We start from the raw sequence: 14688 nt of genomic DNA, 5'->3' as shown, positions 1-14688 counted from the left end.
TTTCACCACTTGCTCTCGTCTTCGAGCATGCGCTCGAGCACCTTCGGCCGTCGTTTCATCGTCACTACGAGGAGGATCACCCCGACGAGCACCCAGCCGAGGTACACGAACGGGAGCACACCATACTCACCGGGTGGAATCGGCCAGAGCGAGCTGTAGAGGGGGTACGCAAAGATGACCGCGGCCAGGCCCGGGAGCACGCCGTGTCGAATCGGCCTGAAGAATCCCTCGCGCTTCGCGAACACGATGAGCGCCACGTTAGTGATGATGTACGAGACCAGGAAGAAGATGCCCACCAAGAATCCGAAGTATCCCCAGACGTTGAAGGGCCCGACGATAAGTCCAAGCGGAATGCCGAGGATCACGCAGACGAGTCCCATGACCAGTGACGCATTCGCGGGAGTATGCCGCTTCGAGCTGAGACCGACCCACTTCGGCAGAATGTGATCTCGTCCGAGCGTGAAAAGGACCCTTGTGCCTGCCAGGAACCCCGCCTGACTGAACCCCAAGATGCTGATGATCGCAGCAATGACCACCACTCCGAGGCCGAACTCACCCCAGTAGTGGAGGGCGACGGTCTGCAGCGGGGCCGGATCTTGTCCGAACTCCTCGATCCGCGCGATACCGTAGCCATGCACCATCGCGTAGCTCACGAAGATGTAGAACGCCGGCAGGATGATGGCGACTGCCCAGAGCCCGCGGCTGACATTCCGATTGGCATCACGCACCTCCTCCGAGAGCGTTGTTCCTTCCTCGATCCCAGCGTGCGAGAGCACGCCGTAGGTCATCGCGAGCCCGATTCCTGCCCAGCCGAGTGAACCCGCTCCCGCCGGAACCAACGGCTGCGCTGAGAACCCCGCGCCCTGGCTATCGCCGCCGGTGAATACGATCCAGATTGCCAAGACGAGGATCACCGCGACGGAAGCTCCAACGAGAATCAATGAAGTGCGCATGCTCTCGGTGATACCGAACATCGAGAGCGCGGTGACTGCGCCAAGTGCCACGCCGGTCAACAACCACCAGGGGATGAAGATCGAGAACTGGCTACCGAGCCACTCGGACAACCACCCTCCGAACACGGCAAACCCCGCAGCGGCGAGCACCATGTATGCCCCCATGAAGGTCCAGCCATACACGAACCCGAACTTGGCGCCCCAGGTACGAAGGTTGTAGGCGTACAGGCCTCCCGCGCTTTGAATGTGACGGGAGAACTCCGCGAGCGAGTTCATGAACAGCAGGATCGCCGGCCAGACGAGCACGAACGCGAACACGAGTGCGAGACCAGCGAACTGGCCCATGAACTGGAGGTTGAGAGCCACACTGGCGGCAGGCCCGCAACCAGCGAGTGAGAGCAGCGTCACATGCCGCCAGCTCAGCGAATTACGTTGCAGACTCGATCTGTCGGGATCGGCCAGCGGGGCCGTGTGCTGACTTTCGGCCGGTTGGCCATTCGATGGTTGTCTCATTGGAGTTTCCTTTCGTCGCCGTTGACGGAGAAATGGTTTGACGGAGAAATGGAGGGAGGGTCAGATGATGCTGAAGCCCGGGTAAGACGCCGCAGACTCTCGTTCGGCGATCTCGCGATACTTGCCGACGCCCGCGACGTAGGGCATGAACACTCGCGGCTTGCCCGGAATATTCGCCCCCAGGTACCAGGAGTTCCCACTCATGTAGAGCGTGGCGGCGGCCTCGTCATGCACGGTGCGCATCCAGTCGGTCTGCGATTCTCTGTGCGGCTGCACCTCGCGCCGCTGGTTCGCCCTGGCGTACGAGATGAGGTCGCTCACCCACTCCACGTGTTGCTCAATCGAAACGATCATGTTCGAGAGCACGGAGGGGCTGCCCGGTCCGGTGAGGAAGAAGAGGTTTGGGAACCCATGCGAGGCGACTCCGAGGTACGTGTACGGCCCGGCACTCCATGCCTCGCTGAGCGGGATGCCATCAACCCCGACAGGATCGATCGCAAGGATCGACCCGGTCATCGCGTCGAAACCCGTCGCAAGGATGAGATCGTCGAGCTCGTGCACGTCGGCGCCAATCTGAACGCCCTTCGGCACGATCCGGGTGAGGGGGTTCCGCGCAAGATCGTGCAGCACAACGTTCGGCCTGTTGAACATCTCGTAGTACCGGCTGTCGAGGCAGCTGCGTTTCGTGCCGAAATAGTTCCCTCTGGGCTCGACCACGTCAGCAATCTCAGGATCCTGAACAATTGCGCGAACCTTCCGACGGATGAACTCCGCCGCCAGATCGTTCGCAGCGGCGTCGGTGGAGAGGTCGGTGTATGAGGCGAGCAGAGCGCCATAGCGGCCCGAATCCCACGCGGCCTGGAATACCTGCTCACGTTCTTCTTCGGTCACCTCGAACACGCTTTGCGTCGGCACTGGCACGGGCACTCCGGTGAAGGAGTACTTTGCACGCTCTCGGTACTGGGCATACTCGCTCTTGCGTTCGAGCACTTCTGCCGGGTCAAGCGGTCGGTTGTTCGCTGGCAGACTGAAGTTCGGCGTTCGATGGAACACGTGAAGCGTCTCGGCCTCCTCGGCGACCAGGGGAACAATCTGGATGCCTGAGGATCCCGTACCGATCACGCCGACCCGGCGTCCCGTGAAGTCGATGCGCTCCTTCGGCCACTCTGCGCTGTGCAACAAGCGCCCCTCGAAGCTCTCAAGCCCCTCGATCCGGGGCGTGTGAGCGGAAGAAAGGTTGCCCACCGCAAAGATGAGATAGGTGGCGCTGAATGAGACGGGATCGGTGTCCTGACGGGGCCGGCCTGAATCGTCCGAGGTGACGACATCGACGCTCCACCGAGCCGCAGCCTCATCCCACTGCGCGCCAATGACCGCGCTGCCGAAACGAATGTCGTCGCGCAAGGAGAAACGGTCGGCAACGTGCTTGGCGTATTCAAGAATCTCGGGCTGCGTCGCGAACTTCTCGCTCCACTCCCACTCCTGCTGCAGCTGCTCATCGAACGAGTAGGAGTAGTCGAGAGAGGTGATGTCGCAGCGTGCGCCAGGGTATCGATTCCAGTACCACGTGCCGCCGACCTCTGGGCCACGCTCAAACACGAGGGCGTTCAGCCCCATTTCCCGGAGTCTGTGCAGTTGATACATGCCCGCGAATCCGGCACCGATGATGATTGCGTCGAACTCACCTGCGCTTCTTGCTGCGCTCATCTGGATGTTCCTTTCGTGTCTTGTCCCTCGCTCGGGGCCTCGAGTGTGTGCAACGCCGCTGCGATCCAATCGACCGCGTGCGCCGATGCTGCCATGACGTTGTGCAGTTGGAAAAAGCCATGCATCTGGCCGGGGAGCTCAAGGTGCCGTACCGGGATCCCGGCTTCGTCGAGCTTGGCGAGGTACTCCTCGATCTCGCTCTTGAGCACGTCGCTTCCGGCCGATACGACGAAGGTCTGCGGCAGCCCGGCGAACGATTCTGCGCGAACCGGTGAGACTCGGGGGTCTGCCCGATCCTCGTCGGAAGGAACATATTGGTCGAAGAACCACCGCATATGGTCGCGGGTCAACGAAAGCTGACGCTCCGGGTCGAGGTAGCTCGGCCGATCGAAGTCGGAGTCGAGCACCGGGGTGATGAGGATCTGCGCGGCGATGCTTCCGGGTGCCGCCACGCTCAGCCGAGCGGCGATCGCAGCGACAAGATTTCCTCCTGCTGAATCGCCCGCGAGCACGAACTTCTGGTGCGCCGATTCTTCGCCAGAGTTCTCCCCCTGGGCCCCGAGCAGCGATACTGCGAGTGCCAAACATTCGTCGAATCCGATAGGAAACGGGCGCTCGGGCGCCTTGGCATAGTCCGCGACGATGACCCTCCATCCGCTGGCCTTTGCAAGCGACCTGCACACGGCGAGGTAGTCCTCAGGTTCTCCCATAACCCAACCGCCGCCGTGCAAGTACAGCACGGTACCGTCGGGTTGCTCGACCGGCTCGAGAACGAAGTGCCGAGGGCGCCCCTCGGAGGCATCAACCAGGCGTTCGTGCAACATCTGCGGCCCGTGTCCGTAGCGCTCGCGAAGGGAACGCTCTTCACTCCGCAGCGCGCGCGGAGTGAGAGCCTGCGACATGCGACTCGTGCGGCGGCGAAGCGCAAGATACTCTCGCGCGTCCCTATCCAGTGAAACCACGTTCCCCTACCCCGATCAAGGTTCTCCTTCGAACCCGAACTTAATGGTAGGGCATTGCAACCTTTAAAGCAATAGACTCCCGCACTGCTTGAGGGTCAATCATCTCCTCCGGAGAACGTCGTGGTCGCCCAGTATCCGCGCAGAAGCGCCTCCGAGCCGTGCAGGTGCTCGGTCATCGCCCGCACCGCGGCATCGGGCCGCCCCGCAAGGATCGCCGCGACGATCGCGTGATGCTGCTCATCAGAGTTCATAAGGTTCGGCATCAGGTCGGGTACCACCTCAAAGGCAGAGTTGAGACGCGTGCGAAGGTCGGCCACCTGCTCCATGAGGCTCGGCGATCCCGAGAGTTCGGCGATCCGCACATGCAGTCGCGAATCGAGCCTCCTGGCGTCCTCACCTACGACACCGTCACACGCATCTAGAGCCTCGACGAGACCCGCTCGCTCGGCAGCACGCAGTTCGCGCCCCGCGGCCTCTTTGACGGCACCCAGCTCGAGCACTCGGCGCAAGATGATGATGTCGTTGATCTCATGCTCGGTCAGATCCCCCTGAGAAGAATGAGCACGATCCGGGAGGCGCTCGACAACGAACGTCCCCCCGTATCGCCCTCGCTTAGACACGACAAAACCCTGCTCAGTGAGCGTGGATATCGCCTCACGCACCGTATCGCGACTGACCTTGAGCATGCTTGCGAGGTCACGCTCCGGGGGCAGCCGCTCACCAAGCGGGATCATGCCGAGACGAATGGACTGCAGCAGTCGCTGCATTGTCTCCTCGTAAGCGTTGGTAGGCCGCATCGCGCGAAACAAGAGCTGTGACTGGCCTTCAATCGCTACCATTCCACTCCTCCCACCGCGCCTCACAGTTGAGACACCACGCCGCGGCACTCAACGTCCGTTTCCCCGAATGCTACTCCGTGGCCGCGAAGAACACGGTCTTCGTCTCAGTGAACTTCAGCGGCGCGTCAGGGCCCAACTCCCGCCCAAGCCCGGACTGCTTCATGCCGCCGAATGGAGCCGTGTGCCTGACCGACGAGTGCGAGTTCACTGACAGCGTGCCGGACTCAACCGCCCGCGACACCCGAATAGCGCGTGCGAGACTCTCGGTCCAGATAGAGCCGCTCAGGCCGTATTCGGAGTCATTTGCGAGCGCGATCGCCTCCTCCTCAGTGTCAAATGGCAGCACCGAAACGATCGGACCGAAGATCTCTTCGTTCGACGCCCGAGCATCGCGCTCCGGCAGCAACACCGTCGGCGCGAACCAGGCTCCGGGACCATCTGGGCAGCTGCCCCTGAACGCGACAGGATCCCCATCGCTGAGAAACTCGTTGACCCGGTCCCGGTGAGCCAACGTGGTGAGCGGCCCCATCTCCGTCGCGGGGTCCATCGGATCTCCCACCCGCATCGTCCCAACCGCCTGCTCGAATCTCTCGAGAAAACGGTCAAGCACCGAGCGCTGCACAAGTAGGCGGCTTCGGGCGCAGCAGTCCTGCCCGGCATTGTCGAACACCGAGGCGGGCGCCGCCGCCGCCGCGCTCTCGAGATCAGCATCGGCGAAAACGATGTTCGCGCTCTTGCCGCCGAGTTCAAGCGTGACACGCTTCACCTGTTCCGACGCACCCGCCATGATGCGCTTGCCCACTTCAGTGGAGCCCGTAAAGACCAGCTTGCGCACTCCCGGATGCGAAATGAATCGTTTACCCACCACCGAACCGCGACCCGGCAGAACCTGAAATAGCCCCTCCGGCAACCCGGCTTCCAAAGCCAGCTCGCCCAGCCGCAGGCTAGTAAGCGGAGTCCACTCGGCCGGCTTCAGCACCACGGCATTCCCTGCCGCGAGCGCAGGAGCGAAACCCCACGCTCCGATGGTCATCGGAAAATTCCACGGCGTGATCACGCCCACCACGCCGATCGGCTCATGGAAGGTCACGTTCAACCCACCCGGCGCAGGGATCTGCTGCCCGATCAATCGCTCCGGAGCCGCGGCATAGTATTCCAGCACGTCGCGAACGATTGTCGCCTCGCCCCGAGCCTGGCTAATCGGGTGACCTGAGTTCCTTGTCTCGAGCAGCGCCAACTCCTCGGAATGCGCGTCCACGATAGCGGCAAAGCTTCTCATCAGCTTTGCCCGATCCTTCGGCGCCACCCGAGCCCAGTCACTCTGCGCACTGACCGCGCGAGCTATCGCCTCATCTGTCTCTTCGACGCCGATGTGCTCGACCGTGGCGACAAAGGTGTGGTCGGCTGGATTCATGATCGTGTAACTCACGAGGCCTCATCTCTGCATGAAACAGTGTCCTCGTGGGTGCAGCGCTGCCCCCACGAACTCTCCTCAGGCTCAATGCAACGCGGCATTCCATTGGCAGAGTCATCTCAATGGTAGCAGAACCCAACCTTTAAGGCTAGTGACGAATATTGCATTCAACGCCCCAGCGCGCAGCGTCAGCAGCTCCCGCAGTGTCTCGATCTGCGCGCGCGACGTCGCATGATTGGAAAGGCTCGATCGCCCCAACTTCGAGACCAGAACTGTCCCGCAGCTCGGAGCCCGCAGAGGTGACGCGGCCTTTCCCGCCAGAGTTCTGCGCAGGTGCGTTCGCGCATGTCAGCGAGGGCCGGCAAGTCAATCACACCACCGATGATCCCGGCATCATCGAGATCGCTCTGCTTTTGTGGATTCGGCAAGACGATATCAATAGTGGGCGCAGGCTCGGCTGACTAATCAGCGAAGACGCGCACCTCCGAGTTGCCCGGAGCCGAATCAGACCGCTCGAGATGGAACGTGAGGGTGTGAAACGGGCCTCGAGTTGAATCTGCGAGGACGAACACGTCGACCCAACACGGCATACCCGGCGTTCGATCACCTCGTCGGATCCGGGGCACCCGTCGAGACCTCCTGTCGAGTCCTGGGCGTGCCCCACCAGGACTACTTCCAATTTCGGGGACGACCCACGAACGCGACGCAGTTGCGATGCCAGTAGCTCCCCGGGCTGATCTTTGAAGTGCACATCGCCTCCCACAGCGCGTCCAGATACCGAGGTAACCCCGCCGAGCTCTCCACCGGGATGAAGATCCCGTGTTCGAGCCGGCAGGACACGGTACTCAAGTTGAAGCGTGGAATGTATCGGCTTCCTGGCCCGACTCGGGTGAAGCGGGCGAAAGGCTCGGCGCCTGCTGACGATCTGGTGAATCGGGAGTTCGATCGCGAGTCCATGAACGAGCGCTAGGTGATAGCAATCACGGGGCAACCGACGCGGGAAGGAAAAGAGCTCTGAAATTCTGTGATGGACACGTTCAGGAGAAAGAATGTTGGTTAGTTGATTGACGCGCTGCAGTATTCGAACATTGTCGTGAGCGCGCTCGCTCTGGCCTTGGCAAATCGACAGCTTTCCCCTGGCGAGGTGCTGCGCGTAGACGATGACGTGCAATTCAACGCAGGGGCATTCACGAACCAGATTCGTGAGGCGGGGCAGAGGTCCTCGTTCTGGGCTGACGGCAACTGGCTTGATCAAGCGCTGATGGAGTCGATCTAGCTGGCGATGCAGATCGGGCAGCTGGACCGTCGCCGGCAGCTGACGAGGATCGATCGGGCGAACGCGATGTTCGCGTACGTGGAGGGTCCCATACCCGCAAACGCCGCCACTCAAGGCTCGGCTATCGCGCCACGATGGGGCCCGAGGCAGCCCACGAAAGGACACTAGCCCGAGCATGGTCCTCGCCAACAGCAGAGTGCAACGAAATTGTGGGACAGGTCAAAGCATCACTGAAACGTGCGGCAGATCTAGGAGCCCGACGACGCCGCTGGCGACAACTAATGCAAAGACGACGACGGCGATGAGCGCGTAGCGAGCCTGGGACTGGCGGACAAAGTGCTCGGCCATCATCACCAGTCGGATTGCGGGCAATAGGACAAGCAGAGCGCACCCGCCCGCCAGGAACGTCGTGGCGACAACACCCGGCCTCAGCAGGGTGACGACAGAGCCGATCGAGAGCAGGACGCAAGCCACAGACGTTCCGATGCGCATAAGGATGGCGATCCTCCGGTTCAGCGACTGGTCACCCCGTGCAGATTCGGTGGTAGTGCGTTGCGTCATACTGCTCAGATCCCCCAGTTCAGCCCAAATGCGTTCGCGGACATGGGCACGGCCAGCGCCAGCAGCACGATCGTAAACACGACGCGCAGCGAAGAGGCAGAGGCCCGGACGAGGATTTTTGCTCCCAGTATCGACCCGGCCAACGAGCCCAGCACGACGGGCGCGGACAACACCAAGTCGAGCGCCCCGGACAGCAGGTACGCGGCAGCCGCCCCGCAGGCCGTCACACCGATCATGAGGTTCGCGGTACCCGAGGAGACCTTGATCGGAAGCCGCATTGCCGCATCCATGGCCGGGATCTTGAGCACACCGGACCCGATGCCCAGCAAAGCCGAGAGCGTTCCGGCTCCGAACATCAGCGCCGATCCGAGCGGCAGCCGCGACACCACGTAGGAGACGGTGGTGCCGTCGCGCTCCGTAAACTCGCCAGCCAGGCTCGGGTAGCGAGGAGAGGATCCTGCGTGGCGTGCATCGCGCTCGCTGCGGCCGGAAATAATCTGGACCGCCGAAACCAGCAGAATCAGGGCGAAGATCCCGTACAGGACCCCGTCTGGTACGGCACCGACCATCAGGACGCCGACGAGCGCGCCCAGCGTTGTGGCCACCTCTAGAACGATCGCCAGACGCAGGTTCGGCAGGCCGGCGGCCAGAAAGGATGGGGCGCTGGCGCAGGAGCAGGCGATGACCGAGACCAGACTCACCGCCACCGCGGTCGGGAATGGCACGCCTGCCACCAGCGTCAGCAGGGGGACGACGAAAATCCCACCGGCCATCCCGAGCGCGCCGCCCAGCGCAGCCGCAATGAGTGAACCGCCGAACAACACGACGAACAGGGCGGCTGTCACGGCTTCCGTTCCGACGCGGCGCCGGATCGAGGAAGGCGGGTGGTGAAGGTGATGGCGTCACCACGGTAGTGCAGCACCTCGTAATCGACCGGCAGTTGGCCCGTCGTGAAGGAGGTCCGCTCGATGCGGAAGACTGCGCTCCCTTCCGGAACTTCCAGAGCTGCGGCGACGGCGGCGTCGGCGGTGCTCGCCGTCAGCGCGTAGTCGGCTTCGATCAGCGGCGTCCTGTGGCGGGTCTCAAGCAGGGTGAAGATCTGCTCGTTCTCCAAGTCATCTTGGGCGACAAGGCTACCTAAGTGGACGGGCAGGTAGGTGACATCAAAGGAGACCGGCTGTCCGGCCGCCAGGCGCACCCGCTGAATGAGGGTGACCGAGGAACCGAGCGGCAGATCCAGAGCGGCGCGCGCCTCCGGCGGCGCGGAGACCTCCTCGACCCGGAGTACGCGGGCACGTGATTGCAAGCCCTGAGCTTCCATATCCTCAACGAAACCAGTGAGCGCAGTCAAAGGCTGTCGCAGGCGTGGAGCGGTGACGAAGGTGCCCTGACCACGCCGGGTGACAACCAGACCTCGCGCCGCCAATTCCTGGACCGCCCGCCGGACCGTGATCCGGCTGACGCCGAACTCGGCGATCAGCTCGCCCTCAGTGGGCAGCCGGTCGCCTGGACGTAGCTCGTCGCTGATTCGCGCCGCGAGAGCCTGCTCGACCTGCATGTAGAGGGGTGCGCCGGTGGTCATGCGTCCAGTTTACATTATGTTGTTATAATATCAGCGGTTCTGTTTGTCGCTGCGGCGGGACTATCAGCGTCTTCCCCGGCGTATGCATTGCGGTCGCCGCGGCAAGGGGGGCTTTAGCCCTGCCCGTGGAAACCCAGAAGGCGGCGCCGAGTCTCGTCAGCAACTGCTTGAGGCTGCCATCCGGCGAGAGCTCGCTCAGAGGAAAGCCTGCATTGCGCACGCAGCACAGCTCGAGGCCGCGTTCGATAAATGACTCGCCCCCCCTCCACGCCCACACCACGATCCACCGCAATCAGGTGTTCTAGTCCGTCTGAATTGGTGGATCCGCGCGATCCCCGAAGATCAGAAAAGCCCCGCGTTGCGGGGCTTTTCATCAGTGGATCTGAGGGGCGCGGATCTCTCAGAGCGGAAGCGCAGCTTCCGCGAGATCCGCGCGATCCCCGAAGATCAGAAAAGCCCCGCGTTGCGGGGCTTTTCATTGGTGGATCTGAGGGGAATCGCGCGGATGCTCCGCATCCGCACCGCTCGGCACCCCTCCGGGGCACCTCGCGTCGCGGCCGGTTCGAACGCTCCGCGTTCTCTCGCCGCCCGCGCCCTCACGGGTTCGATTCACTCCGCACGCAGAAATGACAGTGGGACCCCGCCGAAGCGGGGTCCCACTGTCATTGGTGGATCTGAGGGGAATCGAACCCCTGACCTTCTCATTGCGAACGAGACGCGCTACCAACTGCGCCACAGACCCTTACAGCGATCCACTGTAGCGCACGATAAACGCACGCGCGAAATCGGGACGCTATCCGGCGTTGCGGCGGCGGCGGAGGACCTCGTCGAGGTTCACCATGTCGTCGCTCGTGTCGCCGATGACGCCCATTCGGCGGAGCCGCTCCTGGGCCGCGAGTCGCGGATCGCGCGGCGCCGGCGCTGGCGCTGGCGCGGGCTTCTTCGCGGCGGGGGCGGCTGGTGCTGCAGGGGCCGCAGGAGCCGCAGATCCGGCAGCCACCGCCCGCTCCGCCGCCAGCGTCTCCCGGCTCACGGCCGAGTCGCGGGCCTGCTGCACCTGCTCGCGCGCCTCGCGCAGCAGCATCGACTCCGGCTGGTTCTCGCGCGCGGGGCGCTCGGCGCGGGCGCGGGCCCTGGCGAGCGCGCGCGCCCGCTCGATCCGCTCAGCCGCTGCGCGCTGCGCCGCGGCGTGTGCCTCTGCGGCCTGCGCGGATCCGTCGACCGAGGTGACGTCCTCGACTGACGGTTCCACCGCCGCAACGATGGGCGCGGAGCTGACCTGCTCGGCGGGGATCGCCTGCACCCGGGCGCGACCGGGGGCGAGGAGCACGAGCAGCGCGGCCGAAGCTGCGAAGACGAGCGAGGAGATTCCGAGCACCGCAAGCCCGGCGCCGGTCATGGCGACGCCGACGCCCACGAGCGCACCCAGGAGGCCGCCGAACGCGGCGAGCGCGGCCACTGCGCGCGTGCGGCGCACGATCGGCCTGCGAAGCTTCGCTGCGCGCTGTGCGGCTGCCTGCTTGCGGCTCATCTCCTGGGCCCGGATCTCGGCCTTCACCTGCTCGGCGCGCGCCTCTGCGAGCCTCGCCGTGCGCTCCGCCTCCTGCCGCTTCTGCGCCGTGCGCAGGAGTTTTTCCTGGGCGAGCGCCTCGCGCGCGGTCGCCTCGTAGCGCACCTCGTCGGGCACCTCAGAGGTCTCCGCGAGCACGCGAAGCGTGCGCTGCAGGCGCAGCGCGTTGCGCTCGGCCGCCTTGAACTCGCGCCGGCGCATCCACACGGGCACCAGCACGGCGGCCCACAGCACGGCCGCAACCACAAAGATCACACCGCCGCCGAGAGTTCCGCCTGTCATGCTGATCACTGTACGGGCTACGCCAGGGGCGAAGGCCCCGGCGCGCCGCTCCGCCTTCGCATTCACCCTGCGAAGTCCATGAGCGCCGGATCCCGACCCCTCGGAGGCAGCAAGTTGTGCACGCGGCCTGAGGGAGCGCGCAGCGCTCACCCAGACTTCTGCACTCAACTTCAGGAACTTCGGCAGACAGTGCCGCTGAGTGCAGAAGTCTCGGCGGGCGCAGAAGAAACACCGCCGCAGCTACGGCAGCTGCGGCAGCCGCGCGAGCAGGCCCTGCGGCGCCTCGTCCCGCGTCACGGCGAAGCACTCGTGATCCCGCCACGCGCCGTCGATGTGGATGTACGCGCTGCGGCGGCCCTCGTAGCGCATCCCGAGCTTCTCGACGACCCGCAGCGACGCGGTGTTCTCTGGCCGGATGCAGATCTCGGCCCGATGCAGCCCGATGCCGAAGAAGAGGTGGTCGATCGCGAGCGCGACGGCGGCGGGCGTGATCCCGCGGCCGGCGACGTGCTCGGAGACCCAGTAGCCGAGCTGCGCCGACTGCAGCGCTCCCCCGCTGATCTCGGAGACGCTGAGCTGCCCGACGAGTTCACCGGCGTACCTGATCACGAACGGGATCCCGGTGCCCGCGCGGAGCTGACGGCGGAGCAGCCGGATCGTCGGCTTCATCGACACCGATCCGGGCACGATCCCGAGCCCGGAGGGGTGCGTCGCCTCCCACCGCGTGAGCCAGCTGCGGTTCGCGGTGAGGAGCTGCCGCAGCGGCTCGGCGTCGCCGCGCTGGATGACTCGCAGCCCCACTCGGCCGGCCCCGAGCTCCCCCGGGTCCGCGATCTCCTGGCCGAGCGGCACGGCGCGTCAGCCTTAGGCGCGCTGCGCGCGGAGCTTCTCCGCGAAGTCGATCACCCAGTCGGAGATCTCGGCGCCAAGCTCGGCGTGGTCGACACCGAGGAGCACGTTCGCCTTGATCCAGTCGGCACGGTCACCTGTGTCGTAGCGGCGGCCGCGGAAGATCACGCCGTAGACGGGCCCCTCGCCCTTGCCCTCGGCGAGGTAGTTGAGCGCGTCGGTGAGCTGGATCTCGCCGCCTCGGCCGGGCTCGAGGTCGTCAATCACGTCGAAGATCTCGGGGCGCAGCACGTAGCGCCCGATCACCGCGAGGTTCGAGGGAGCCTCCTCGGCGGAGGGCTTCTCGACGAGGCCCGTGATGCGGACGACGTCCGGATCCTCGGTCGGCTCGACGGCTGCGCAGCCGTAGAGGTGGATCGACTCGGTGGGCACCTCCATGAGCGCGATCACGGTCGCGTTGCGGGCGTCGTGCTCGGCGACCATGCGATCGAGCAGCGGGTCGCGCGCGTCGATGAGGTCGTCGCCGAGCAGCACGGCGAAGGACTCGTTGCCGACGTGGCGGCGCGCCCGGCCGACGGCGTGGCCGAGGCCGAGGGGCTGCCCCTGGCGCAGGAAGTGCACCTCGGCAACCTCGCTCGATTCATTTACCTTGCCGAGCTTGCCCTCGTCGCCCTTGCGCTCGAGCGTGTACTCGAGCTCCGGCACGCTGTCGAAGTGGTTGAGCAGGTTGTCCTTGTTGCGGCCCGTAATGATGAGCACGTCTCCGAGCCCCGCCCCCGCAGCCTCCTCGACCACGTACTGGATCGCAGGCTTGTCAACGATCGGCAGCATCTCCTTCGGCATGGCCTTCGTCGCGGGAAGGAACCTCGTGCCCAGCCCGGCCGCGGGGATGACCGCCTTCGTAACCGTGCGAGCAGACTGCCGTTGCGTTTCCGTCATAAGGGTCAGCATATCCCCGCCTTTCTGAGCGGTCCAAGCGAGGGCGCCCTGGAGGGCGAAAAGTTCGATGAGGGAACCCGCCCCGTGGCGTGCGGCAATAGGCTATTCCGCATGAACTCAGAGGCCGCGGCACTCAAGTCCGCCGTTCGAGCGGAGGTGCGCGCACGCCGTCGCGCCATGACCCAGGAGGCCAGGGCGGCCGCCCGCACGGCCCTCACCGAGCGGCTGCGCGATCTCGTCACCGAGTCCGGCGCCAGGCGCGTCGCCTGCTATTCGCCCCGCGGCGACGAGCCGGACACCTCGGGCTTCCTCGACTGGGCGCTCGAGAGCGACGTCGAGGTGCTGCTCCCGATCTCCCGCGCGGACCGCCAGCTGGAGTGGGCCCTCGCGGACGGCCGCGCGACCGTCGTCGGCCGCCACGGCATCGCGGAACCCGATGGTGAGCGGCTTCCGCCACAGGCGATCGAGACGGCGGAACTCCTGTTCATCCCGGCCTGCGCGGTCGCCCCCGACGGAACGCGACTCGGCTGGGGCCTCGGCTACTTCGACCGCGCGCTCGCGAACGTCGACCCGGATACCGGAGTCTTCGCCGTGGTGTTCTCGGAGGACGTGCTCCCCGCGCTCCCGTCCGAGCGCCACGACGCTCCGATCACGGGCGCCGTGACCCCGGAGCGGGTCATCACCTTCCCCGCCGGGACCGGGTAAAATCGGAGCGATGCCTACTTACGCCTATCGCTGCGCCGACTGCGGCCACGCCTTCGATATCTACCAGTCCTTCTCGGACGACGCGCTGACCGAGTGCCCCGAGTGCGGCGGCAAGCTGCGCAAGGTGTTCGGCTCCCTCGGCGTCACGTTCAACGGCTCCGGCTTCTACCGCACCGACTCGCGCGCGGCCTCGGGTTCAGCCGGCTCCGGCTCCGGCTCCGGATCGAGCTCCTCGGGATCCGGATCCGGATCGGGCTCCTCGGGATCCGGCTCCGGATCGAGCTCCGGTTCCGGATCCGGCTCCTCCTCAGGCGGCTCGAGCTCCTAGCCCGCCTCCCGGGCTACCCCCAGTGCGGCGGGCGATCGCTCTGCAGCCGCTCGTCGTTCGCGCCACGGCCCTCGCCGGTCTTGGCGCCGGATCCCCAACCCTCTGGTCGGTCCTCAGCCGCGCGCGCGTCGAGCGGGTGCTCCGAGGGTCGCGGATCGACGCCCTCGGGCGCGTTCCGCGTCACCCGGCGGTGCTTGCGGCGAGGTCG

At 65.2% G+C, this 14688-nt stretch carries 15 protein-coding genes and 1 tRNA gene; 3 read left to right on the top strand and 13 right to left on the bottom strand.

The window, feature by feature from the left end:
* Nucleotides 1-2: 2 nt before the first annotated feature.
* The 5 genes from ACOPJ3_RS04875 to ACOPJ3_RS04855 all read right to left on the bottom strand — a co-directional run bounded on the left by ACOPJ3_RS04875 (nt 3) and on the right by ACOPJ3_RS04855 (nt 6388).
* Entirely contained in the window at nt 3-1466 is a 1464-nt protein-coding gene (locus ACOPJ3_RS04875; protein ID WP_427870711.1) for an APC family permease, read from the bottom strand.
* 60 nt (nt 1467-1526) lie between these two features.
* A complete protein-coding gene (locus tag ACOPJ3_RS04870; RefSeq protein ID WP_427870710.1) occupies nt 1527-3242 on the bottom strand; it encodes a flavin-containing monooxygenase in 1716 nt (571 codons plus the stop codon).
* The gene (locus tag ACOPJ3_RS04865; protein WP_427870709.1) at nt 3170-4075 is read right to left on the bottom strand and encodes an alpha/beta hydrolase; all 906 of its coding nucleotides are present in this window, start codon (nt 4073-4075) and stop codon (nt 3170-3172) included. The genes ACOPJ3_RS04870 and ACOPJ3_RS04865 overlap by 73 nt, the downstream gene beginning before the upstream one ends.
* Before the next feature lie 155 nt (nt 4076-4230).
* The gene (locus ACOPJ3_RS04860; RefSeq protein WP_427870708.1) at nt 4231-4974 is read right to left on the bottom strand and encodes a FadR/GntR family transcriptional regulator; all 744 of its coding nucleotides are present in this window, start codon (nt 4972-4974) and stop codon (nt 4231-4233) included.
* 70 nt (nt 4975-5044) lie between these two features.
* Nucleotides 5045-6388 (bottom strand): aldehyde dehydrogenase family protein, encoded by a 1344-nt coding sequence (locus ACOPJ3_RS04855; protein WP_427871172.1) that lies wholly within the window; start codon nt 6386-6388, stop codon nt 5045-5047.
* Between the two features lie 1060 nt (nt 6389-7448).
* On the opposite strand from ACOPJ3_RS04855, the gene ACOPJ3_RS04850 reads away from it, so the two are divergent.
* On the top strand, nt 7449-7664 hold the full coding sequence (locus tag ACOPJ3_RS04850; RefSeq protein ID WP_427870707.1) for a hypothetical protein: 216 nt from the start codon (nt 7449-7451) through the stop codon (nt 7662-7664).
* Nucleotides 7665-7883: 219 nt separating this feature from the next.
* On the opposite strand, the gene ACOPJ3_RS04845 is transcribed toward ACOPJ3_RS04850, so the two are convergent.
* The 7 genes from ACOPJ3_RS04845 to ACOPJ3_RS04815 form a co-directional block, all read right to left on the bottom strand.
* Nucleotides 7884-8225: a hypothetical protein gene (locus ACOPJ3_RS04845; protein WP_427870706.1), complete on the bottom strand. Its 342-nt coding sequence runs from the start codon at nt 8223-8225 to the stop codon at nt 7884-7886.
* 5 nt (nt 8226-8230) lie between these two features.
* Entirely contained in the window at nt 8231-9070 is an 840-nt protein-coding gene (locus ACOPJ3_RS04840) for a sulfite exporter TauE/SafE family protein (RefSeq protein WP_427870705.1), read from the bottom strand.
* The gene (locus ACOPJ3_RS04835) at nt 9067-9807 is read right to left on the bottom strand and encodes a GntR family transcriptional regulator (protein WP_427870704.1); all 741 of its coding nucleotides are present in this window, start codon (nt 9805-9807) and stop codon (nt 9067-9069) included. The genes ACOPJ3_RS04840 and ACOPJ3_RS04835 overlap by 4 nt, the downstream gene beginning before the upstream one ends.
* 666 nt (nt 9808-10473) lie before the next feature.
* A tRNA-Ala gene (locus ACOPJ3_RS04830) sits at nt 10474-10549 on the bottom strand.
* A gap of 51 nt (nt 10550-10600) precedes the next feature.
* On the bottom strand, nt 10601-11659 hold the full coding sequence (locus ACOPJ3_RS04825) for a hypothetical protein (protein ID WP_427870703.1): 1059 nt from the start codon (nt 11657-11659) through the stop codon (nt 10601-10603).
* Between the two features lie 240 nt (nt 11660-11899).
* Nucleotides 11900-12511 (bottom strand): GNAT family N-acetyltransferase, encoded by a 612-nt coding sequence (locus ACOPJ3_RS04820; protein ID WP_427870702.1) that lies wholly within the window; start codon nt 12509-12511, stop codon nt 11900-11902.
* 12 nt (nt 12512-12523) lie between these two features.
* Entirely contained in the window at nt 12524-13447 is a 924-nt protein-coding gene (locus tag ACOPJ3_RS04815) for a UTP--glucose-1-phosphate uridylyltransferase (protein ID WP_427870701.1), read from the bottom strand.
* A gap of 111 nt (nt 13448-13558) precedes the next feature.
* On the opposite strand from ACOPJ3_RS04815, the gene ACOPJ3_RS04810 reads away from it, so the two are divergent.
* On the top strand, nt 13559-14152 hold the full coding sequence (locus ACOPJ3_RS04810; protein ID WP_427870700.1) for a 5-formyltetrahydrofolate cyclo-ligase: 594 nt from the start codon (nt 13559-13561) through the stop codon (nt 14150-14152).
* 10 nt (nt 14153-14162) lie between these two features.
* Entirely contained in the window at nt 14163-14480 is a 318-nt protein-coding gene (locus ACOPJ3_RS04805; protein ID WP_427870699.1) for an FmdB family zinc ribbon protein, read from the top strand.
* Between the two features lie 13 nt (nt 14481-14493).
* On the opposite strand, the gene ACOPJ3_RS04800 is transcribed toward ACOPJ3_RS04805, so the two are convergent.
* The gene (locus ACOPJ3_RS04800) at nt 14494-14664 is read right to left on the bottom strand and encodes a hypothetical protein (RefSeq protein WP_427870698.1); all 171 of its coding nucleotides are present in this window, start codon (nt 14662-14664) and stop codon (nt 14494-14496) included.
* Nucleotides 14665-14688: the final 24 nt, after the last annotated feature.

This window comes from Leucobacter luti (assembly GCF_050310065.1).
Lineage (GTDB): Bacteria > Actinomycetota > Actinomycetes > Actinomycetales > Microbacteriaceae > Leucobacter > Leucobacter luti_B.
This window is presented reverse-complemented; position numbering and strand designations above follow the sequence as displayed.